This is a genomic window from Variovorax sp. UC74_104 (genome assembly GCF_044055375.1).
In the GTDB taxonomy this organism is placed as follows: Bacteria; Pseudomonadota; Gammaproteobacteria; order Burkholderiales; family Burkholderiaceae_C; genus Variovorax.
The window spans coordinates 5,107,325-5,129,823 of sequence record NZ_CP171978.1; the positions used below are offsets into that span (position 1 = coordinate 5,107,325).

The following is a 22,499-nucleotide window of genomic DNA, read 5'->3' on the forward strand; positions in this document are numbered from 1 at the left end:
CGCTAGCGGCTACGGGCGCCGGCTTCCTGCAGCGCTTGCTGCACGGCCGCATGCAGCGCGCGATCGGCGAGCACGCCGACATGGTCGCTGCCCGCGATCACCTCGACACCTTCGGTCCGCGCCCCCGGGCTCGCGGCCATTTCCTGCGACATCCACCAGCGCACCGGTGCCGGCTTGTCGTCGCCCGCCACGTGCGCAATGCCGAGCCGCATGCAGTTGACGCGGCTCCAGAGCGTGTGCTCCTGCGAGCCGGCCGCCGGCCCGTCGGCGGGCAGCGCAGCGCCATACGCCTGCACCACTTCGCGTAGAAACATGTCGTGCTGCGGGCGTGCCATGCGGCCCAGCGTTTGCTGCCAGAGACCGCGCATGGCCGAGCGTGCCAGCCAGTCCTGCAGCACGCCGTCGAGCGCCTCGCGCTCCGTGGCCTCGAGCGGCGGTATACCGGCCAGCGCCGCGCGCATCTGCGGAAAAGCCGCGATGTCGACCGCACCGACCCATGCGATGTCGAAACGCTCGCGCAGCAGGCGCGCGACCTCTAGCGCCACGAGCGCACCCACGGACCATCCGAACAAGGCGATCGGCCGTGGCTTCGTCTTCTGCGCATGCAATGCGATGGCCTGCGCGTAGCGGTCGGCCATGGCTTCCACCGAATCGCCGGCCCATGTGGCCTCGCCGTCGGGCTCGCTGAGCACGACGAGCGACGGCGCCACCGCGGAGTCTTGCAGCGCGGCGTACTCGTCGCGCTTCCAGGCCCGTGCGGGAAATGCATACAGCACGACCGGCGCGGAGGCGGCCGTTGCGGGTTGGTCAAGAACGGGTTGCGTCGTCGTCATCAAAGGGTCTCCTCGAGGGTGGCCGCGGGCGCATGGCGCGCGTGCGGATCTGCACGGCCGGCCGGCACCCACAGGGCGGCCGCCAGGTCGTCGAGCACGGGGTGTTCGAACACTTCCGCCAGGCGCATCTTTCTTGCGGGAAGATCCCCGCGATCCACCCGCGCGTTCCACTGCGCGACCAGCCGCGCGGCCAGCAGCGAATCGCCTCCCAGTTCGAAGAAGTTGGGGCACGGTGTCCATGCGGCCTGTCCTCGCTCTTGCTCTTGCTCTTGCTCTTGCGGCGCCGCGAGCACACCGCGCCACGCATCGGCCAGCGCCGCGAGCATCGGTGCCGGCGGCAATGCCTTGCGCGGCGGAGAGGTCCGCGAGGCTTGCTTCATCAACGCGGCCTGCACGCCAAGGGGCGCCGTGGCTTCCAGCAGCGACGCCACCGTGCGGCCCGCGCCGTTCAGCAGGGCCTTGACGATGCCTTCCATCTGCGCGGCCAGCCCGGCCACGCCTTGGGGGTCGAACACGTCGCGCGCGTATTCGAGGAGCAGCCACATCTCCTCACCGTTCGGCTCGACGATCAGCACCAGCGGCACGCCCAGCGTTCCGCTGCTCGTCGAGGCCCGGATGCCGATATCAGGCCCCGTGCCGCCCGAGATCGCCGCGTCCACCGGGTAGTTCTCGAAGATCACCAGCGTGTCGTACAGCGATTGCCCCGGCGTGCCGAGCCAGCCCTGCACGACAGGCAACGGCGCGTGCTCGCGCTGGCGCAGCGCCAGGTTGGCCGAAACGATCTGCCGCAGCCAGGCACCCACGCCCATCGCAGCGTCGGGGCGCAGCATGAGCGGCAGGCTGTTCACGCACAGCCCCACCACGTCGTCGATGCCGCGCATCTCGAACGAGCGGCCCGACATCGTGACGCCGAAGCACACGCCCGGCCGGCCGGTACGCTGCATCAGCAGCAGTGCCCATGCGGCCTGCAACACCGTGTTCAGCGTGACCTGCTCGGCCTGCGCCAGCGCACGCAGTGCGCGGGTGGTGCCGGTGTCGAGCACCACCCTGTGGCTGTGGCTTCCGCCCCGCGCCCAGCGCTGCAGCGGCACGCCGGCGAGCAGCGTCGGCACCCGGTCGATGTCGGCATGGCGGTCGCGCCAGTAGGCCTGCTCCTCGCTGCCGGCGTTGCGCCCACCGCGCACGGCACCGACAAAGTCGGCATAGGGCTGCAAGGCGGACGCGACCCGTTGCCCCGCGTACAGCGCGAACAGTTCGCCCATCACGCGCGAGACACTCCAGCCGTCGAACAGGATGTGGTGCCAGGTCCAGGCCAGCCGGTAGATTGTGTCGTCCACGCGCACCGCCACCCAGCGTGCCAGCGGCGGCCGCGCCATGTCGAACCCGACGCGGCGTTCCTGTTCGCACAGTGCCTCCCACGCCTGTTCCAGCGCTGCTTCGTCGCGGTGCCGGCCACGCCAGTCGAGCAAGCGCACCGGCGCGTCGAGCTGCCGCAGCAGCACCTGCACGGGCTCGCCTTCCGGCAGCCAGTGGAAGCCGCTGCGCAGCGCGTCATGGCGCGACACGGTGGATTGCCAGGCCGACTGCAGGCGCGCCGGATCGAAGTCCACCATGGTCACCAGCGTCTGCACGACGTTGACCTCCGTGTCCGGCGCCAGGCTGCTTTCGAACAGCATGCCCTGCTGGCCCGGCGTGAGCGGGTAGATGTTCTCGATCTGCGCGGCGGCCCCGGGCAGGCGCGAGACCAGCGCGCCAAGCGCCTCGGCCCCGAGCCCCGCCAGCGGAAAGTCGCTCGGCGTGACGCCCTGCGCATCCGCCAGTCCGCTGGTGCAGTGCGCCACCAGCGCCAGCAGCTCCTGCCTGAAAAGATCGACCCAGCCCTGCACGCTGGCCGCGTCATGGCGGGCGCGGCTGTACATCACGCGCAGCGTGAACTCGCCTGCGTACACCTGGCCGTTCACCAGAAACTCGTGCCCCATGGGCGCGCCTTCGTCCACCGAGGCGCCGGTGCCTTCGGCCGCCGGCAGCCACAGCGCCTGCTCGTCGAAGTTGCCGTCGAACTGGCCCAGGTAATTGAAGACCACCTGCGCGCCATGCGGCAGTGGCGCCCCCCAGGTCGCCGCGCTGGCGCAGCAGGCCGAAGCCCAGCCCCTTGCCCGGCAGGTTGCGCAGGCTTTCCTTCACCCGCATGAGCGCCGCGCCCGGCTCGCCCAGCGGCGCCAGCGCCACCGGGAACATATGGGTGAACCAGCCCACGGTGCGCGTCAGGTCGATGCCTTCGAACAGGTCTTCGCGGCCATGCCCTTCAAGGTCGACCAGAATGCGCTCGTTCCCGCTCCAGGCGCAGAGCGCACGGCCCAGCGCGGTCAGCAGGATGTCGTTGACCTGCGTGCGGTAGGCGGCTGGCGCGTCCTTCAGCAGGGCTTCGGTGGTGGCCTTGTCGAGCTGCAGCACCACGCTGTCCTGTTCGGCCGTGGTGGCCGCGCCCGCCGGGCGGTCGCACGGCAGTCGCACCGGCACGCCGGCCAGCGACTGCCAGTGCGCGCGCTCGCGTTCGTCTTGCGCCAGTTGCAAGGCATGGTCCTGTAAGGCCTGCGACCAGTCCTTGTAGCTGCTGGTTTTTTCGGGCAGCACGATGGCCTCGCCCCGCAGCGCCTGCGCACAGGCGGTGCCCAGGTCTTCGAGCAGGATGCGCCACGACACGCCGTCCACCGCCAGGTGATGGATCGCGAGCAGCAGCCGCTGGCTGCCGTCGTCGACCTCGATCGCCAGTGCGCGCAGCAGCGGGCCCTGTTTGATGTCCAGGCTGCGCTGGGCTTCGTCGCACAGTGCCTCGATGTGCGCGGCGTCGCGCGCCTGCCGCACCCAGAGCAGCTCGTGCATGGGATGGCGCGGCGTGGCGCCGTAGCGTTGCGTCCAGCGGCCCTGCGCATCGCGGCTGAAGCGCAGCCTGAAGGCGTCGTGGTGCGCCACCACGGCTTCCAGTGCCTTGCGCAGCGCCGCCAGTTCGACCGGCGTGCGCGGCTGCAGCAGCACCGACTGGTTCCAGTGGCCGGGCACGGGCAGTCCGGCGCCGAGAAAATCGGACTGGATCGGCAGCAGCGGCACCTCGCCGTCGAGCAGGCTCGTGCGGCGCTTCGCCTCGTTGTTCACCGCCTGCACAACCGTGGCCAGCAGTGCCACCGTCTGCCGCTCGAACAACTGCTTGGGCGTGATGCGCCAGCCCGCCTTGCGCATGCGCGCGACGATCTGCAGGCTCAGGATCGAATCGCCGCCGAGCTCGAAGAAGTTGTCTTGCCGGCCCACCCGCGCCACGCCCAGCACCTCGACCCAGCTTTGCGCCAGCGCCGCTTCGGCCTCGCCCTGCGGTGCCTCATAGGCAGCTTCGGCACTGGCAATGTCCGGCGCAGGCAGCGCCTTGCGGTCGATCTTGCCGTTGGCGTTGAGCGGCAGCTTGTCCAGCAAGACGATGGTGCCGGGCACCATGTAGTCGGGCAGCACTTCGCCCAGCGCCTGCTTGAGGCGCGGCACCTCCAGCGCTTCGGCCGCGCCGACATAGCCCACGAGCCGTGCGCCGCCCTGCCCCTCGAGCGCCACCACCACCGCCTGGCGAACGCCGGGCTGCCGTAGCAACTGGGCCTCGATCTCGCCGAGTTCGATGCGAAAGCCACGCACCTTCACCTGGTGGTCGATGCGCCCCAGGTACTCCAGCTGGCCATCGCTGCTCCATTGCACGAGGTCGCCCGTGCGGTACAGGCGGCTGCCCGGTGCGCCGAACGGGTCGGCCACGAAGCGCTCGGCCGTGAGGCCGGCCCGGTGCAGGTAGCCCCGCGCCAGGCCCGCGCCGCCCAGGTACAACTCCCCCGGCACGCCGCGCGGCACGAGGTTCATGTCGGCATCCAGCACGTAGGCGCTGCGCTCGCCCACCGGCCGGCCGATGGGCGCATAGCCTGGCGCGCAACGTTCGTCGGCGCCCACCCTCCAGAGCATCGGCGTCACCACCGCTTCGGTCGGGCCGTAGCCATTGATGAGGATCTTCGGCTTCAGGTAGCGGCACACCGCCTCGAAGCCTTCGCGCGGCATCGCTTCGCCGCCGAACGAATACAGGTGAATGGGCGGGCACTGCCCGCTGTCGCGCGCCTCGTTGGCCAGCTCGCGCAGGTACACCGGCGGAAAGCCCGCATTGGTCACGCCGTGCCGCTGCATGGCGGCCAGCGTCTGCTCGGGCGTCCAGAGCGAACCGTCGCGCACCACCAGGCTGGCGCCGCAGCCGAGCGCGGTGTGCAGCCGCTCGTGCGCACCGTCGAAGGCGAAGGACAGAAAGTGCAGCTCGCGCGAATGCGGCCCCATCTCGTAGAGCACGGCCGTGTCGCGGCAATGCATGTCGAACGGGCCGTGCATCACGCTCACGCCCTTGGGCTTGCCGGTGGAGCCCGAGGTGTAGATCACGTAGGCCAGGCTGTGGTCGTGCAGCGCAACGCCGGGGTTGTCGCCGCGCTGGCCCGACAGGTCTTCGCGGTCTATGCACAGCACGGTGTTGTCGCCCTCGGGGCGCGGCATGCGGCCGGCCAGGCTTTCGCTGGTCAGCAGCAACTCGATGCCGCTGTCCCGCACCATGTAGGCCAGCCGTTCGGCCGGGTACTCCGGGTCCATCGGCACGTAGGCGCCGCCGGCCTTCAGCACCGCCAGGATGGCCACCACCATTTCGAAGGAGCGCTCCAGCGCAATGCCCACCCGTGCTTCGGGCTTCACGCCCAGCGCGATCAGCCGGTGCGCAAGGCGGTTGGTACGCGCGTTCAGCGTGCCATAGCTCATGGCCTCTTCGCCGAAGATGACGGCCACCGCATCGGGCTGCGCCTGTGCCCGGGCTTCGAAGCGCCGATGCACCGCGCGCACATCCGATGGCACGGCCGACGCGCCGGGCGGGTTCACGCCCCAGGCACGCAGCAGTGCCTCTTCCACCGGAGGCATCAGGTCCAGCGCGCGCATGCGTGTGCCGGGACGCGTGGCCAGTGCCGTCACCAGCCCGCGAATCGCCTCCTCCATGAGGCCGCACAGGCGCAGCGCGCCCACCGCCGCCGTGACCTGCGCGCCGATCTCGAAACCGTCGCCCACGTCGTCCACCGACACCGCGACCGGGTAGTTGCTGCGCTCGCGGCTTCCGACGTCTTCCATGCCGAGCCAGGCGTCCGATGGCGCCTGGTCGCTGCGTCCCGCGTGGCGGCAGTTCAGCAGCGAGGTAAACAGCGGCGCACCGCCCGAGAGCCCGCTGCAGCGCTGCGCCAGCGAAAGGCTGGCGTGTTCGTGGTGCAGCAGGCCGCTGAGTACAGTGTGCGTCTGGCGCAGGCATTCCTCGACCGTTTGCGCGCCCAGCCGGATGCGCAGCGGCAGCGTGTTGATGAACAGGCCCAGCGCACGTTCGCCCCCCTGCATGCGCCCGAACAGCACGGTGCCGAACACCACGTCGTCCTTGCCCGCTGTCCGGGCGGCCACCAGCGCCCAGGCCAGGTGGAACAGCGTCGCGGCGCTGACGCCGTGGCGCTGTGCCTGCTGCCGCACCTGCGCCGACAGCGCCGGCTCCAGCGGCAGCCGCACGCCTTCGACATCCGTGCCGTCGCCCCGCACGTCGAGCAGGTTGAACGGTGCCGTGGTCTCCTGCACGTCGCCCAGCAGCTTGCCGAAGAAGGCCTCGTGCTCGGTCCGGCTGGTACCCAGTCTGGCCTGCCCCACAAAGCGGCGAAACGGCACGGGCTCGGGCAGCTCGCCCTGGCGGCCCTGCTGGATCAGCGCGATCTCTTCGACCACCAGTTTCAGCGTGGTGTTGTCGTCCACGAGGTGGTGATTGAAAAGCTGCAGCAGCCAGCGCTGCCGCGCGGGGTCGTGCACCGCGATGGCATGGACCATCGGTGCCTGCCGCACGTCGATGCGGTAGCGCCCGGGTGCCGCGTAGAGGTTCATCCGCTCGGTTGCGCCGAGCGAGGCGCAAGCCCCCTCAGGCGGCGCCACGTCGTCCAGCCAGCGCAGCCGCAGCGGGGCATGCCGGAACACCACCTGCACCGGCTCGGCCAGCTCTTCCCACAGGATTGCGGTGCGCAAGATGTCGTGCCGCGCAATCACCTGGTTGAAGCTGTCGATGAAGCGCTCCAGCCGTTCGCGGCTGTCGAAGTTCAGCGCGCTCGATGTCACGTAGGCATCGCCTTCGGTCTGCAGCAGATGGTGAAAGAGCATGCCTTCCTGCAGCGACACCAGCGGATAGATGTCCTGGATGTTCGCCGCGCCGCCGGGCACCGCGGCTTCGATGCGCCGGATCTGCGCGGCGTCGAGCGTCATCAGCGTCACCATCTCCGGCTGGATCGCCTCGCAGCCTTCGGGTATGCCGTTGGGCGGCACGACCACCTCGCGCCGCGCCTGCAATTGCTCCTGCTCGACCGCCTGCGCAAAGCGCGCCAGCTGCGGCCACTGGAACAGCGTGCGCACCTGCACCGCCCAGCCATGCGCGCGAATGCGCTCCAGTAGGCCGAGGGCCAGCAGCGAATGGCCGCCAAGCTCGAAGAAGTTGTCATTGCGGCCCACGCGCCCGACGCCCAGCACCTGCGCCCAGATGGCGGCCAGCACCGTTTCGGTTTCGCCCTGCGGCGCCTCGTACGCGGCGCTGGCCACGAATGCGGGTTCGGGCAAGGCCTTGCGGTCGACCTTGCCGTTGGCATTCAGCGGCAGCGCCTCCAGCGCCACGATGACGCTGGGCACCATGTAGTCGGGCAGTTGCAGGCCGAGTCGCTCGCGCAGCCCGTCCGGCGCCAGGTCGTGCCCGGCCTTGGCCGACACATAGCCTGCCAACCACGCGCCGCCGGGGCCGTCCCTGGCCACCACCACCGCCTCGCGCACCTCCGGCTGCGCGAGCAATTGCGCCTCGATCTCGCCGAGTTCGATGCGAAAGCCGCGAACCTTCACCTGGTGGTCGATGCGGCCCAGGTATTCGAGCTGCCCCGCATCGTTCCAGCGCGCCAGGTCGCCCGTGCGGTACAGCCGCGCGCCGCCCTTCGCGTCGAACGGATCGGCAACGAAGCGCTCGGCGCTCAGGCCAGGTCGTCCCAGGTAGCCGCGCGCCAGGCCCTCGCCCGCCACATACAGCTCGCCGGGCACGCCGATGGGGGCGGCGTTCAGCTCGCCGTCCAGCACGCGCAGTCCCAGGTCGGGAATCGGCGCGCCGATGGGGCTGCGTCCGCCTTCGAGGTCGCGCCGCGTGATCGGCCGGTAGGTCACATGGACGGTCGTTTCCGTGATGCCGTACATGTTGATGAGCCTCGGCTGTTCGTCGCCGAAACGGTCCATCCACGAACGCAGCGTCTCGGGCTCCAACGCCTCGCCGCCGAAGATCACGCAGCGCAATGCAAGCGGCGTACCGGCCAGCGTCGGCAACCGCGCGAGCTGCCCGAACGCCGAGGGCGTCTGGTTCAGCACCGTCACGCGTTCACGCGTGAGCAGCGACAGGAAGTCTTCCGGCGAGCGGCTGACCCAGAACGGCACCACCACCAGCTTGCCGCCGGTGCACAGCGCGCCGAAGATTTCCCATACAGAGAAATCGAAGGCGTATGAATGGAACATCGTCCACACGTCGCCGGGTCCGAAGCCGAACCACGCGTCGGTGGCGGCCAGCAGCCGCGTCACGTTGCGGTGGCATAGCTGCGCGCCCTTGGGCCGCCCCGTCGAGCCCGAGGTGTAGATCACGTAGGCCAGGTTCTCCAGGCCCACGGCGATGCGCGGGTCGTGTGCGGGCTCGCCCGACAGGTCGAGCGTGTCGAGTTCGAGCACCGCCACGGCGTCCGCCGCCGGCACCTTCTCGCGCACCGCATGCTGGGTGAGCAGCAGCGCGATGCCGCTGTCTTCGATCATGTAGGCCAGCCGGTCCCGCGGATAGTCGGGGTCCAGCGGCAGGTACGCCGCGCCGGCCTTCAGGATGGCGAGCAGCCCGACCACCATGTCGGCCGAACGTTCCACCGCCACGCCGACCAGCGTCTCGGGCTTCACGCCCCGCGCCAGCAGGTGGTGCGCAAGCTGGTTGGCCCGCGCGTTCAGTTCGCCGTAGCTCAGCACCTGCTCGCCGAAAGACAGTGCCGCCGCGTCGGGCCGCTTGGCCACGTGGCGCTCGAAGAGACGGTGGATCGGCTCGACCTCGTGATGTTGCCGCGCGTCGCCTTCCCACAGCGCGAGCCGCTGCCGGTCGAGGGCACCGGTCAGCGCGAAGCTGCCGCAGGGGCGCTCGACATCGGCCGCCATGTGCCGCAGCACTTCGACATAGGCGCCCACCATCCGCTCGATGGTGGCCTGCCCGTACAGCGCGGTGTTGTATTCGAGGCGGCCGCGCACCTGCCCGCCGCCGATGTTGAGGTCGAGCGAGAGTTCGAACTTGGCGCTGCGGTCGGGCGCGGACAACTGCTCGACCTGCAGCCCCTCGAAGTCGGGCCCCGCCGTGCCGTCTTCCATCTGCAGGCCGAACATGACCTGGAACAACGGGCTGCGCCCCGGTTCGCGCCGGTCGTTGCGGCTCGCGAGCAACACGTCGAACGGCAGGTCGGCATGGTCCAGCGCGGCCAGCAGGTCGGTGCGCACCTGCCGGCACACGTCGCGCAACGACATCCGGGGCGTCAGCCGCGCACGGAAGACCTGCGTCGTGACGAAGAAGCCCAGCATGCCGTGCAGCTCTTCGCGGTGCCGCCCCGCCGAAGGCACGCCCACCGCGAAGTCGTACTGGCCGCTGTAGCGCGCCAGCAGCACCTGCCAGGCGGCGAACAACACCACGAAGGGTGTGCTGCGTTCGGCGCGGCAAAGCTTCTGGAGGGCCTCGCCCAGCGATGCATCGAGCGTGAACTGCGCCACCGCGCCGTCGAAGCCCAGCTGTTCGGGCCGGGCATGGTCGGTCGGCATTTCGAGCGCCGGCACGTCGGCGCCCAGGTGCGCGTTCCAGTGGTCCAGGTCGCGCTGCATCGCGCCGGATGCCGCGCGCTCGCGCTGCCAGCGTGCGTAGTCGACGTATTGCAGCGGCAGTGCGGGCAGGCGCACCGCGCCGGCCCGGCGCAGTGCGGCCGCATAGGCATCGGCCAGGTCCTTCGCAAGGATCGGATTCGACCATGCGTCGGACACGATGTGATGCAGGCAGACGGCCAGTACATGCTCCCGCTCCCCAAGCCTGACCAGCCGCGCCACCAGCGCCGGCGCCACGCCCAGGTCGAAGACATGCGAGACCGTACGGCGCACCGCGTCCTGCAGCTTTTCTTCGCGCGCCGCGGGCGATTGGTCCCGCAGGTCGATGCGCTCGATGCCGAAGGCGACCTGTTCCTGCACGGCCTGCAGCGCCGCGCCGTCCCGGTTGAAGAAGCGCGTGCGCAGCACCGCATGCCGCTCGACCAGCGCCTGGAATGCGCGCTCCAGCGCATCGGCATCGAGCGCACCCTCGAGGCGGAAGACGCGCGGCAGGTTGTAGGCCGTCAACCGCGGCTCGAGGTTCTGCAGAAACCAGAGTTGCTGCTGCGCAAAGGACATTGCCACCGCCTCCCCGGGCACCGTGCATGCGGCTATGGCTTCAGGCTCCGCTTCGCGCGGCAACTTCGTGGTCTCGTTCATCAAGCGGTTCCGTTCAAGAAAGTGTGGCTTCGGCGTCGAGGCGCCAGGCGTCGGCCAGCTGCTCCGTCTGCGCAAGGTCGGTGCTCGCGGCGCGCACGGCGGGTGCCAGCGCCGAGACGCTCGGGTGGTCGAACACCAGCCCCGGCGCAATGTCGACCCGCAGCAGCCGGCGGATGCGCGCGGCCAGCTTGATGACCAGCAGCGAGTGCGCGCCGAGTTCGAAGAAATCGTCATCGACGCCGATCGACGCGCGGCCGAGCAGCTCGGCCATGCCGGCGGCCAGCAGGTGCTCCAGCGCATCGCGCGGCGGCTGGGCGGCTTCGGGTTCGTCGTATGCGGCCACGGGGGAAGCAGACGCCAGCGCCAACCGGTCGATCTTGCCGTTCGCCAGCCGCGGGAACGCCGACACGCCAATGCAGCGCACCGGCACCATGTGGGCCGGCAGCAGCGCGGCCAGCCGCTCGCGCAGGCCGCCGGTTTCGCCGACCACATGGGCGACCAGTTCCACGCCGCCGGCCGGAATGGCCACGGGCAGCACCACGGCCTGCCGCACGCCGTCCTGCGCCAGCAGCACGGCCTCGATCTCGCCGGGTTCGACCCGGAAGCCGCGCACCTTCAATTGGTGGTCCGCACGGCCCGCGATGCGGATCGCGCCATCGGGCAGCACGCACGCCAGGTCGCCCGTGCGATAGAGGCGCTCGCCCGGAAGGAAGGGGTCGTCGACGAAGGCATCGGGCGACACGCCGCCCAGGTAGCCGCGGCACAGTTGTGCACCGCCGACGTACAGCTCGCCCAGCGCGCCGGTGGGCGCGAGCCGCAGCGCCGCATCGAGCACGCGCACCCGGTTGTTGGCCAGCACCCGCGACAACGGCAACTGCCCGGGAAATGCGGCACCGGCTTCGAGCCGGTGCACCATCACGCCGACCGTGGTTTCGGTCGGGCCATAGTGGTTGTAGACCGTGCAATCGGGTGCCAGCCGCGCGATGCGCTCCAGCAGCGAACGCGATGCCGCCTCGCCGCCCAGCACGAGCAGCCCCGGCAACACCGGCGCCTCGGCTTCGAGCAGCGCCTCGAGGTGCGAAGGCACGATCTTCAGCGCGTCGATGCGCCGCCCGGCCATGAAGCGGGTAAAGGCTGCCGCATCGTTCGTGGCCTGCGCGCCGGCAACCACCAGGCAGGCGCCGTTGAAGAAGGCGCCGAAGAGTGCCGTGTTGCCCAGGTCGGCCGCCACCGTGCTCGTCAGCGCCCAGCGCCGGTAGCGTTCGAGCTGCATCGCGGCGGAAACGGCGGCCACGTAGTTGAGCAGTTGCGCCTGCCCGATCACCACGCCCTTGGGGCGCCCGGTGGAGCCGGAGGTGTAGAGCACGTAAGCCAGGTCTTGCGGGCCGGCCTGGACACCGGGGGCGGTGACGTCGAAGCCGGCCAGGTCGACATCGGCGGCCACCGCCACGCGCCAGCCGGAAGCGGCGGCGTCGGGCACCAGCGGCTCGGCCTGCAGCAGCAAGGCGGGCTGCGCATCGGCCAGCACCGCGGCACGGCGCGCCGCGGGCCATTCGGGCTCCAGCGGCAGGTAGCCCGCACCCGCGCGCCAGGCCGCGAGCATCGCGACCAGCAGGTCCAGCGAACGCGGCAGCACGAGGGCCACGAGCGACCCGCGAACCACGCCCTGCGTCTGCATCCAGCGCGCCATGCGGTTGATGCGCACGTGGAGCGCGGCATAGCTCAGGCACTGGTCGCCGTCTTCGATGGCCGGTGCTTCGGGCGTTACTTGCGCCCAATGCGCGATGCGACCGGCAATGCCTTGCGTGCCCACGTCCAGCGATTCACCTTCCAGCGAGAGCAGCGCCTGGCGCTGCGCGGCGTCGATCAGCGGCAGGTCTTGCAGCGGCGTTGCGCAAGCATCGACCACGCCTTGCAGCAGGCAGGACAACTGCCGCAGCAGCAGCGCCAGCGCGGCTTGCCCGTAGCGGCTTGCATCGGCATGCAGTGAAAGCGTGACGCCCTGCGCCGCCCATTCGACTTCCAGCGCCAGCTCGAAGCAGGGCAACGGGCCCGGACGCTGCGTCACACGCCACGCCGTGCCCGCACCGGCCGGTGCGTACAGCGCGAATCCGACGGCGAGATGCGCCGCGTCGGGCGCCGCATCGAGCCCCCAGTACTCCTGCGCCCCGATGTGCGCGCCGACCTGTGCGCCGAAGCGCGCAAGCCAATCCGAAAACGGCACATCCGCGGTGGCGGCCACGCGCACCGGCAGCACCTTCTCGTAGACGCCGATGGCGCCCTGCATCACTTCGTAGTCGCGCCGGCAGTCGTGCTGCAAGCCGCCGACGAACGGAGCGAAGCCCGTCAGCCGCGCAAGCAGTGCCCACCAGGCGGCCTGCAGCAGCACCGGGGCCTCGGTGCCGTGCGCCCGGGCCAGCGCGTCGATGCGCGCCAGCAGCTCGGGAGCGAGCGGGCGCGCCACCACATGGCGTGCCGCGCGCTCCGGGCTCCTTGCCTCTGTCTCTGCCTGCCGGCTGGCCAGGCGCGGCGGTGCCGGCGTTTCGGTGGCCGGCATGTGGCCGGCCCAGTAGGCCCGCCCTTGCACCGCGTCCTCTTCCTCGTCGTCCTGCGCCAACGCCTCCCGCCACGCCGCGAACTGCGCGTACGCGAAAGGCTCGGTGGCTTCGGCGGAGGTGCCGGCAAGGGCATCGGCGATGCGTGCGAACAGTGTTTGCAGGCTGCCGCCGTCGGCCGCGAGCGGATGGGCCGCCAGCGTCAACCGGTGGTGCGACGCATCGATTGCCGCGAGCTCAGACAGCACCACGCCGCCCTGCGGCACCAGCGACGCCTGCAGCACGCCAGCCACGTCAGCGCGCAGTTGCGCCGCATCGATCGCGCCGCCGATTTCCACCGACATCACCAACGGCTGCAGCGCGGCGCCGCCGAGCATGGCCTGCACGGCACGCTGCTCGGGGCTGAGCGGCAGGGCCGCATTGAAGTTCTCGAACAGTGGCGGCATCGTCATTCGCTCACCGCCATTTCGGCCGCGCGCAGTGTCGAGCGCTCGAACATCGCGCCCATGGCCACGACGATCTTCCGGGGCCCTTCGTATGGATCGCGCGCATGTGCCGCGAGCATGTTGTCGAGCATCACCACGTCGCCCTTGCGCCAGTCGAAGCGCACGGCGCATTCTTCGTAGGTGCGGCCGACGATGGCCATGGTCTCGTCGTCGATCGGCGAACCGTCGCCGTAGCAGACATGGCGCGGCATTCGGTCGGCGCCGACCAGCGCCAGAAGGTCCTCGCGCACGTCGGGCTCCAGGCAGGCAGGGTGATGCAGCTGCACCTGGTTGAAGAACACGCGCTCGCCGGTCAACGGATGCGTCATGACCGCGGGGCAATGGGTGCGGGTCTGCAGCGTGTCCGCGTCGAGCCAGCGCCATTCGATGCCGCCGGCGGCCAGCCGCGCCTCGACCTCGGCGCGCTGGTCGGTCTTGAAGAAGTCGCGCCAGCTCACGTCCAGGTGCGGCGTGAAGGTGCGAACGTAGATCAGCGCCTTGCGCTCGAAGGCCTCGACGATGTCGACCGGCAGGCGGCGCAACATCTCGCGGCAATCGACGATGGGCGTCGCACCGCCCACGCGCGAGGGCAGCTCGCAGTAGAACCACTGCTTGCGCGGCCAGCGCTCCATGTGCGAGCTCTCGTTGTGGTACAGGATCATCTGCCGCTCGGGGTACGGCGTGGAGCGGTAGGTGCGGCGCCCGCCTTCCTTCTTCGGCAGGTCGCCATAGCTACCGTACAGCTCGGGCTCGACGTTCTCGGCAAAGGCCTCGAAGTCCTGCGGGGTCGCCAGGCCGAAGTTGCGGAACAGCAGACCGCCATGACGGGCCAGCGCATCGTCGACGAAGCCGCGGTGCTCGCGCACCCAGGCCACTGCGTCGAAGCCGCCGCTTGCGGGCTCGATGACGAGCGGGAACTCGCGGTCTTCGGAAAGAAACGATGTCTTGACCTGCGGGCGTTGCGTGGCGGCGGCCACAGGCGCGACCGCGACCGGCTTGGCGGCGGCGGCGGCGAACTTCTTGAGCTTGTCCAGCTTGCCCGACGAGGGCGACGGCATCGGATTCATTGGAGATTCCTTGCGAACAGGTGTTGATAACAGTTGCTCGACCCTTGCATCGGGCGAGGTGACCAGTTGCCGCAGCAGCGCGCACCAGTCGGCGGCCCAGCGTTCGATGGCTTCGCCCGCGTAGAGGCCGGTGTCGTAGACCCATTCGGCGCTCCACGCCTGCGGGCCTTCGTGCACGAAGACAGCCAGGTCGAACTTGGAATGCAGGGTGCGCTGCGGAACGACTTCGATGCGCAAGCCGGGAAGCTCGAAATGGCTGGGCGGCGTGTTCTGCATGACGAACAGCATCCGCACCGGTCCGCCCTGCGCGCGCGGCACCCCCGCGAAATCGAGGATGCGGTCGAAGGGAACGCTGCCGTGCGCAAAAGCCGATTGCGTGCTTTCGTGCACCTGCGCCAGCCATTCCCCCACGCCCGATGCGGCGCCGCGGCGCGAGCGCAGCGGCACCACGTTGACGAAGAAGCCCATCAGCTTTTCGAGCTCGGGGTGGTCGCGCCCCGCCACGTCGGTGCCGACGACCAGGTCATCCGCCGAGGTCTCGCGGTGCAGCAGCAACAGGAAGGCCGCGAGCAGCACGGTGAAGCGCGAGGTCTTGTGGGCCCGGGCCAGCGAAGACACCGCCTCGGCCTGCGCCCGTTCGATGGGCACGCGCAGGCTGCTGCCGGCATGAGAAGAAGCATGGGCGGCGGGCGCCGGCCGCTCGACGGACACGGGGAAGCGCGAGCGCTGCGGCGCCTCCGCGAGATAGCGCTGCCAGAACGCGGCGTCTTGCGTGCGCGTGGCCTCCAGCGTTCGCGCATGCCAGACCGCGTAGTCGGCGTACTGCACGCGCAATGGTTCCAGCGCCAGTGCCGGCGGCTGGTTGGCGCCCAGGGCCTCGTAGGTGGCCAGGAATTCGCTCGCGAAGATGGCTTCGGACCATCCGTCGAATGCGATGTGGTGCACGCACAGCAGCAGGACATGGCGTGCCGGCCCGAAGACCAGCAACGCGCCGCGCAACGGCGCTGCCGCGGCCAGGTCGAAAGGCTGCGCCGCCATTGCCTCCAGTGCGGCATCGACGCACGGTGCCTGCTCTTGCGGCGGCACCGCCGACAGGTCCGTCAGGGGCAGGTCGAACACGGCGCCAGGAGCGATGGTCGCAATGGGCTCGCCGAGTTCGTTTTCCGGATAGGCCGTGCGCAGCACCTCGTGCCGCGACACCATGGCCTGGAGCGAGCGCTGCAGCACCACCGCATCGAGCGGGCCTTCGAAGCGCAGCGCCGTCGACATGTTGTAGGCGGCACGCGCGCCGGCATTCGACAGCCGGTCGACCAGCCACAGGCGATGCTGCGCAGGAGACAAGCTCATCTGCGCGGTGCGTGCCACGGGCTCCAGCGGCGGCGCAGGGGCCAGCGCCGGCGCGCCGGCATCCGCACCGGCGGGCTGCAGCCTTGTCGCCATGTCGCGCAGCACGGCGTGCCCGAACACTTCGCGCAGCGGAAGCTGCAGCCCACCCGCCGCGCGCAGGCGCGAGATGAGCTGCACGGCCATCAATGAATGGCCACCGAGCTCGAAGAAGTTGTCGTTGCGGCCCACGCGCGCCACGCCGAGCACGTCGGCCCAGACGGCGGCGAGCTGCGCCTCGACCTCGCCCACCGGCGCCTCATAGGTCTTGTCGTTCGCGAACTCCGGCGCCGGCAGCGCCCTGCGGTCCAGCTTGCCGTTCGCGTTCTGCGGCAGGGCATCGAGCGCCACCAGCACCGAAGGCACCATGTAGTCGGGCAGCAAGACACCGAGCCTTTGCCTGAGCAGCGCCGTGTCGATGCCAGCGTCGCCCGACACATAGCCGACCAGGCGCGCACCCAGGGGGCCTTCGTTCGCCACCACTACGGCTTCGCGCACTTCGGGTTGGGCCAGCAGCGCGGCCTCGATCTCGCCCAGCTCTACGCGGAAGCCGCGGATCTTCACCTGGTGGTCGATGCGACCTAGGTACTCCAGCTGGCCCTGTGCGTTCCATCGCACGAGATCGCCCGTGCGATAGAGCCGCCCGCCGCGGTCGTCGAACGGATCGGCAACGAAGCGTTCGGCACTCAGCCCCGGGCGCCCCAGGTAGCCGCGCGCCAGCAGCTCGCCGCCAATGCACAGCTCTCCTGCCGCGCCTTGCGGCACGGGGTTGAAATCGGAGCCCATCACGCGCAACGCGCGGCCGGCCAGGGGCACGCCGATCGGCATGCGCTGCGGCAGTTCGCGGCCCGCTTCCAGGTAGGGCGCGCAGTCCAGCACCGTCGCGGTGACGGTGGCTTCGGTCGGCCCGTAGGTATTGAGCAGCGTGACCCCCGCCAACCCGGCCTTGCGCCAGGCATTGAGGCCTTCGGGCGGCATGGCTTCGCCGCCCGCATGAACCTGGCGCAACGCGCCGTAGGAACGGGGCCCGTGCCGGGCAAAGTCCTGCGCCAGCAGCAGCCAGTAGGCGGTGGTGAGGTCGGCCACGCTGACCTGCCGCTCGATCAGTTCGCGGTAGAAGGTGTCGCTGTCCCACAGCACCGGCCCGCGCAGCACGATGGCCGCACCCGCGATCAGCGGCGGAAATGCCTGCTCGACGAAGCCGTCGAAGTTCAGCGTCGAGAACTGCAGCATGCGGTCCGCCGGCGTCAGGCCGAAGAACCGGACCGACTCCTGCGCGTGCTGCACCAGCGCCCGGTGCGCAATGCCCACGCCCTTGGGTTTGCCGGTGGAGCCTGAGGTGTAGATCAGGTAGGCCAGGCTGTCGCCATGGAGCGCGACCTGCGGGTCGTGCGCCGGCAGCGCGCCCAGGTCGAGGGTGTCGAGCGCGAGCGTTTCCAGCGACCGGCTGAAGGAAAGGCGCCGCGCCAGGTGCGACTGCGTGAGCAGCAGCCCGATGGCGCTGTCTTCGACCATGTAGGCCAGCCGGTCCGCCGGGTACTCCGGGTCCAGCGGCACGTAGGCGCCGCCTGCCTTCAGGATTGCCAGGATACCCACCATCATGTCGATGGAGCGCGACACCGCAATGCCCACTTTCGATTCGGGCCCGACGCCGAGGGCCAGCAGGCGGTGCGCAAGGCGGTTCGCCCGTGCGTTGATTTCGCCGTAGCCCAGGGTCTGGTCGCCGAACACCAGCGCAGGCGCTTGCGGCCGTTGTGCCGCATGCTGTTCGAACAGGCGGTGCACGGGCAGCGCGTCGGGGTAGCGTTGCGCGTTCACGCCCCAGGCGGCCGTTTCGCGCTGCTCCGCCTCGGACGTCAGCTCGAGCTCGCAGACCGGCCGGCCGGGGTGGTCGACCAACGCATCGACGATGCCCCGCAGCGCCGCATGCATGTAGCCGCATACGCGGGCCACGTCGACCGCGTCATGCACCTGCGCCACCAATGCAAAGCCTTCGCCCTCGTCGTCCACCGACAGCGCGACGGGGTAGTTGGTGCGCTCCTCGCCCTGGAGCACTTCCATGCCTTCCCAGGCCGGGGGGGTGCGGGTGCTGACTGCCTCGGCCTTCGGCGTGTAGCGGTAGTTCAGCATCGCCGAGAACAGCGGCGTGCCGCCGGGCAACGCGCTGCAGCGCTGCGCCAGCGACAGGCTCGCGTGCTCGTGGCGCAGCAGTTGCGTCAACGCCGCGTGCGTCTGCTTCAGGCTCTGCGCCACGCCGCGCGCGCCCAGCTTTACCCGCAACGGCAGGGTGTTGATGAACAGGCCCATTGCCCGCTCGGCACCCTCGCCGCCCTGCATGCGACCGAACAGCACCGTGCCGAACACCACGTCGTCCTTGGCCGCCGCCTTGCCCAGCACCAGTGCCCAGGCCAGGTGGAACAAGGTGGCGGCACTCACGCCGTGGCGCTGCGCCTGGCTGCGGATCTGCGCCGCCAACGCTGCGTCCAGCGGCAGGTGGGCTTCCTTGACGCGGGTGCCGTCGCCCTGCACGTCCAGCAGGTTGAAGGGGGCCGTGGGTTCGTCCACGTCGCCAAGCATCTCGCCGAAGAATGCTTCGTGCTCGGCCTGGCTCACGCCCAGGCGTGCCTGCGCCACGTAGCGGCGAAACGGCACGGGCTCGGGCAGCGCATGCCGGCGGCCTTGCTGGATGAGCACGATCTCCTCGACCAGCAGTTCCAGCGTGGTGTGGTCCAGCACCATGTGATGGCTGGGCAGCATCAGCAGCCAGCGCTGCCGCGCGGGATCGTGCGCGGCCAGGGCGTGGATCATCGGGGCCTGCCGCACGTCGATGCGGTAGCGGCCGGAGTTGACGCAGGCATGGAGCCAATCCGCCACCGGCAGCGGGTCGGCCCCCATGTCTGGCCATTGCAGGCGGATTTCCGCATGCCGGTGCACCACCTGCACCGCGGCCTGCAGGCCTTCCCACAGCACGGCGGTGCGCAGGATGTCGTGCCGCGCGATCACCTGGTTGAAACAGTCGACGAACTGCTCCAGCCGCTCGCGTCTGTCGAAGCTCAGCAGGTGCGAAATGACATACGCATCGCCTTCCGCCTGCAGCATGTGATGGAACAGCATGCCTTCCTGCAGCGGCGCCAGCGGGTAGATGTCCTGGATGTTCGCGGCGCCGCCCGGCACGCCGGCCTCGATGCGCCGGACCTGCGCATCATCGAGATCGACCAGCGTCAGCATCGCGGGATGGATGGCATCGCAACCCGGCGGAATGAGGTTCGGCGGCACCACCACCTCGCGCTGCCCCTGCTCCCGCGCCAGCACCTGGGCGAATGCGGCAAGTTGCGGATGCTGGAACAGCGTGCGCACCTGCCCCGGCCAGCCCCGGCTGCGCGCACGCTCCAGCAGGCGCAGCGCAAGCAGCGAATGGCCGCCCAATTCGAAGAAGTTGTCGTTGCGGCCGACCCGGTCCACGCCGAGCACTTCGGACCAGATGGCCGCCAGCGCTTCCTCGATTTCGCCTTGGGGAGCCTCGTAGACCCGCTCGCTCGCGAACTCCGCCGCAGGCAGCGCCTTGCGGTCGACCTTGCCGTTCGCGTTCAGCGGCAGGCCGTCCAGCACCGCGAGCACCGAGGGAACCATGTAGTCGGGCAGCGCCGCCGCAAGGCGCTCCCGCAACACCGCCGTGTCGATGGCCTGGCCCGCATGCGCGGACACGTAGCCCACCAGGCGGGCGCCGCTCGCGGCTTCCCGTGCCACCACCACGGCTTCGCGCACTTCGGGCTGCGCCAGCAGCTGTGCCTCGATCTCCCCGAGCTCGATGCGAAAGCCCCGTACCTTCACCTGGTGATCGAGGCGGCCCAGGTACTCCAGCTGGCCCTCGGCGTTCCATCGCACCAGGTCGCCGGTGCGGTACAGGCGGCTTCCATCGGCGGCCGCCACGAAGCGCTCGGCGGTCAGGCCGGGCCTGTTCAGGTAGCCGCGCGCCAGGTTCACCCCGCCCAGGTACAGCTCGCCCGCCACGCCGATGGGCACCTCGTCGAGCTGCGCATCCAGCACATGCGTGCGGGTGCTGCTGATGGGCCTTCCGATGGGCACCTGGCTGCGGCCGTCGTCGCGGCAGGTCCAGTGCGTCACGTCGATGGCCGCTTCGGTCGGGCCATAGAGGTTGTAGAGCACCGCCTTCGGCAGCCGCTTGAAAACCTCGTTCCGGGCCTCGGCCGACAGGGCTTCGCCGCTGCACACGATGCGCCGCAGGCTGGTGCAGTCCTCGATGCCTTCATGCGCCAGGAAAGCCTGCAGCATCGACGGCACGAAATGCAGGGTCGTGACGCGGTGCCGGCCGATGAGCGCGCGCAGGCGCTCCGGCTCGCGGTGATCGCCCGGGGGCGCCACTACCAGGCGTGCCCCGGTCATCAGGGGCCATAGAAATTCCCACACCGACACGTCGAAGCCGAACGGGGTCTTCTGCAGCACCGTGTCGCCGGCATCGAGCGCGTAGGCCTGCTGCATCCAGGCCAGGCGGTTGTGCAGCGCAATGTGCCGGTTGGCGGCGCCCTTGGGCTTGCCGGTGGAGCCGGAGGTGTAGATGACGTAGGCGAGGTTCTCGCCATCGAGCACGACCTGCGGGTCGGCTTCGGGCCGGCCGGTGGTGTCCAGGCTGTCCAGTGCCAGCACCCGCAGGGCCGGATCGACGGGAACCAGCGGCTGGATGCGGCGCTGCGTCAGCAGCAGTTCGATGCCGCTGTCCTGGACCATGTAGGCCAGGCGGTCGGCGGGGTATTCCGGGTCGAGCGGCACATAGGCACCGCCGGCTTTCAGGATGGCCAGGATGCCGACGACCATCTCGATGGAGCGCTCCACCGCAATGCCCACGCGGCTCTCGGGCTTCACGCCCAGGGCCATCAACTGATGGGCTAGCCGGTTCGCTCTTGCGTTGAGTTCGCCGTAGCACAGCACCTCGTCGCCGAAGACCAGCGCGGGGGCCTCGGGGGCCCGGCGCACCTGGCACTCGATCAGGCGGTGCACGGGCTGCGCGCCTTCGTGGCGGTCCGCGTTCTCGCGCCATGCGGCAAGCTGCGCGCGCTCCGCCGTGCCGAGCAGTGCCACCTCGCCCACGCTCTGCCGCGGCGTTTTCGCCAGGGCCTGCAGCACCGCCAGGTAGTGGGCCGCCATGCGCTCGATGGTCTGCAGGTCGAACAGCTCCGACGCATAGTGGATCGTCGCGTCGACCGTGCCGTCTTCGAGTTCGAGCGTCTGCAGGGTCAGCTCGAACTGCGCGGCGTCCTCCTCGAAGTCCAGGCGCCGCACGGCGACGCCCGGCCATTCGCCCAGCGACCGGTGGTCGCGGCGCAGGTGGTTGAACATCACCTGGAACAACGGATTGGTGCTCAGGCTGCGTTCGGGACGCAGCGCACCGACCAGTTGCTCGAAGGGCAGGTCCTGGTGCGCCTGCGCGCCGATGGCGGCATCGCGGGTCTGCGCCAGCAGGTCGGCCAGCGGCATGCGTGCATCGACCTGCGCGCGCAGCACCTGCGTGTTGACGAAGAAGCCCACGACACCCGCCGTCTCGGCGCGGTTGCGGTTGGCAATGGGCACGCCGACGCGCAGGTCGGTCTGCGCCGTGTGGCGGAACAGCAGTGCGTTGAAGCCGGCGAGCAGCGCCATGAACAGCGTTGCGCCCTGCCCTTGTGCCTGCTTGCGCAGCCGTTCGACGGTATCGCCCGGCAGCGCGAAGCCGTGGTGCGCGGCGCCGTAGCGGCCGTCGGCCTTGCGCGGACGGTCGGTGTGCAGCGCAATCACCGGTTGCCCGGTGCCCAGGTGGGTGCACCACCAGGCCAGTTGCCGCTCGCCCTCGCCGCCCTCGAGCCACTGGTTCTGCCACACGGCGTAGTCGGCGTACTGGATCGGCAACTCGGCATGCACGGGCGCCAGGCCTCGCACCAGCGCCGCGTACTGCACCGCCAGTTCGTCGAGGATCAGCTGGACCGACCAGCCGTCCGAGACGATGTGATGCATCACGACCAGCAACCGGTGCGCGGCCGCCCCGGTGCGCAGCAGCACGGTGCGCATCAGCGCATCGCGCGTGAGGTCGAAGGGCTCGGTACGGATTTTCTGCACTTCGCGCTGGATCGCGCCTTCGCGCTCGGGCCCGGCGAGCGCGCCCAGGTCGATGCAAGGCAGCGCAACGGCAACCGATTCCCGGATGAGCTGCGTCACGTCGCCGTCACCCGTTTCGCGAAAGACGGTGCGCAGCGACTCGTGGCGATCGACCAGTGCCTGCACGCTGTCGCGCAGCGCCGCGATGTCGAGCTGGCCGTCCAGCACAAGGCCACCGCTCAGGTGGTACGCGGTGCTGGCCGGGTCCAGCTTCCAGAGAAACCATTGCCGTTGTTGCGCATAGGACAACGCCGCCTGCCCAGGGTCGGCGCGCCGTGGAATCGAAGAATGCCCGCCGCGGCTTGCGCCTCCCGTGCTGCCGCGCAGTCGCTCCGCCAGCCTGGCGCGCTGTTCCGCCGTCAGGTTGGCACGGCGCGTGGAGATGTCTTGGATGTCGGACATGGAACT

4 protein-coding genes and 1 pseudogene are annotated in these 22,499 nt (G+C 70.1%); all 5 read right to left on the reverse strand.

What is annotated here, in order from left to right:
- Positions 1–2: 2 nt before the first annotated feature.
- The 5 genes and pseudogenes from ACHMXA_RS24025 to ACHMXA_RS24045 all read right to left on the reverse strand — a co-directional run bounded on the left by ACHMXA_RS24025 (position 3) and on the right by ACHMXA_RS24045 (position 22,493).
- On the reverse strand, positions 3–833 hold the full coding sequence (locus ACHMXA_RS24025) for an alpha/beta fold hydrolase (protein WP_395316563.1): 831 nt from the start codon (positions 831–833) through the stop codon (positions 3–5).
- Positions 833–2,812: a condensation domain-containing protein gene (locus tag ACHMXA_RS24030; protein WP_395321360.1), complete on the reverse strand. Its 1,980-nt coding sequence runs from the start codon at positions 2,810–2,812 to the stop codon at positions 833–835. The genes ACHMXA_RS24025 and ACHMXA_RS24030 overlap by 1 nt, the downstream gene beginning before the upstream one ends.
- Positions 2,730–10,454 (reverse strand): annotated as a pseudogene (locus ACHMXA_RS24035) (amino acid adenylation domain-containing protein); the annotation flags it as partial. The gene ACHMXA_RS24030 and the pseudogene ACHMXA_RS24035, both read right to left, overlap by 83 nt.
- Before the next feature lie 13 nt (positions 10,455–10,467).
- A complete protein-coding gene (locus tag ACHMXA_RS24040) occupies positions 10,468–13,461 on the reverse strand; it encodes an amino acid adenylation domain-containing protein (RefSeq protein WP_395316564.1) in 2,994 nt (997 codons plus the stop codon).
- Complete coding sequence (locus ACHMXA_RS24045) at positions 13,458–22,493, reverse strand: amino acid adenylation domain-containing protein (protein WP_395316565.1); 9,036 nt, start codon at positions 22,491–22,493, stop codon at positions 13,458–13,460. The genes ACHMXA_RS24040 and ACHMXA_RS24045 overlap by 4 nt, the downstream gene beginning before the upstream one ends.
- Positions 22,494–22,499 lie beyond the last annotated feature (6 nt).

Bases quoted from the DNA above. Each gene is read 5' to 3' on its own strand.
- ACHMXA_RS24025 (WP_395316563.1), bottom strand. From the start codon at position 833: ATGACGACGACGCAACCCGTTCTTGACCAACCCGCAACGGCCGCCTCC.
- ACHMXA_RS24040 (WP_395316564.1), bottom strand. From the start codon at position 13,461: ATGACGATGCCGCCACTGTTCGAGAACTTCAATGCGGCCCTGCCGCTC.
- ACHMXA_RS24030 (WP_395321360.1), bottom strand. From the start codon at position 2,812: ATGGGGCACGAGTTTCTGGTGAACGGCCAGGTGTACGCAGGCGAGTTC.
- ACHMXA_RS24045 (WP_395316565.1), bottom strand. From the start codon at position 22,493: ATGTCCGACATCCAAGACATCTCCACGCGCCGTGCCAACCTGACGGCG.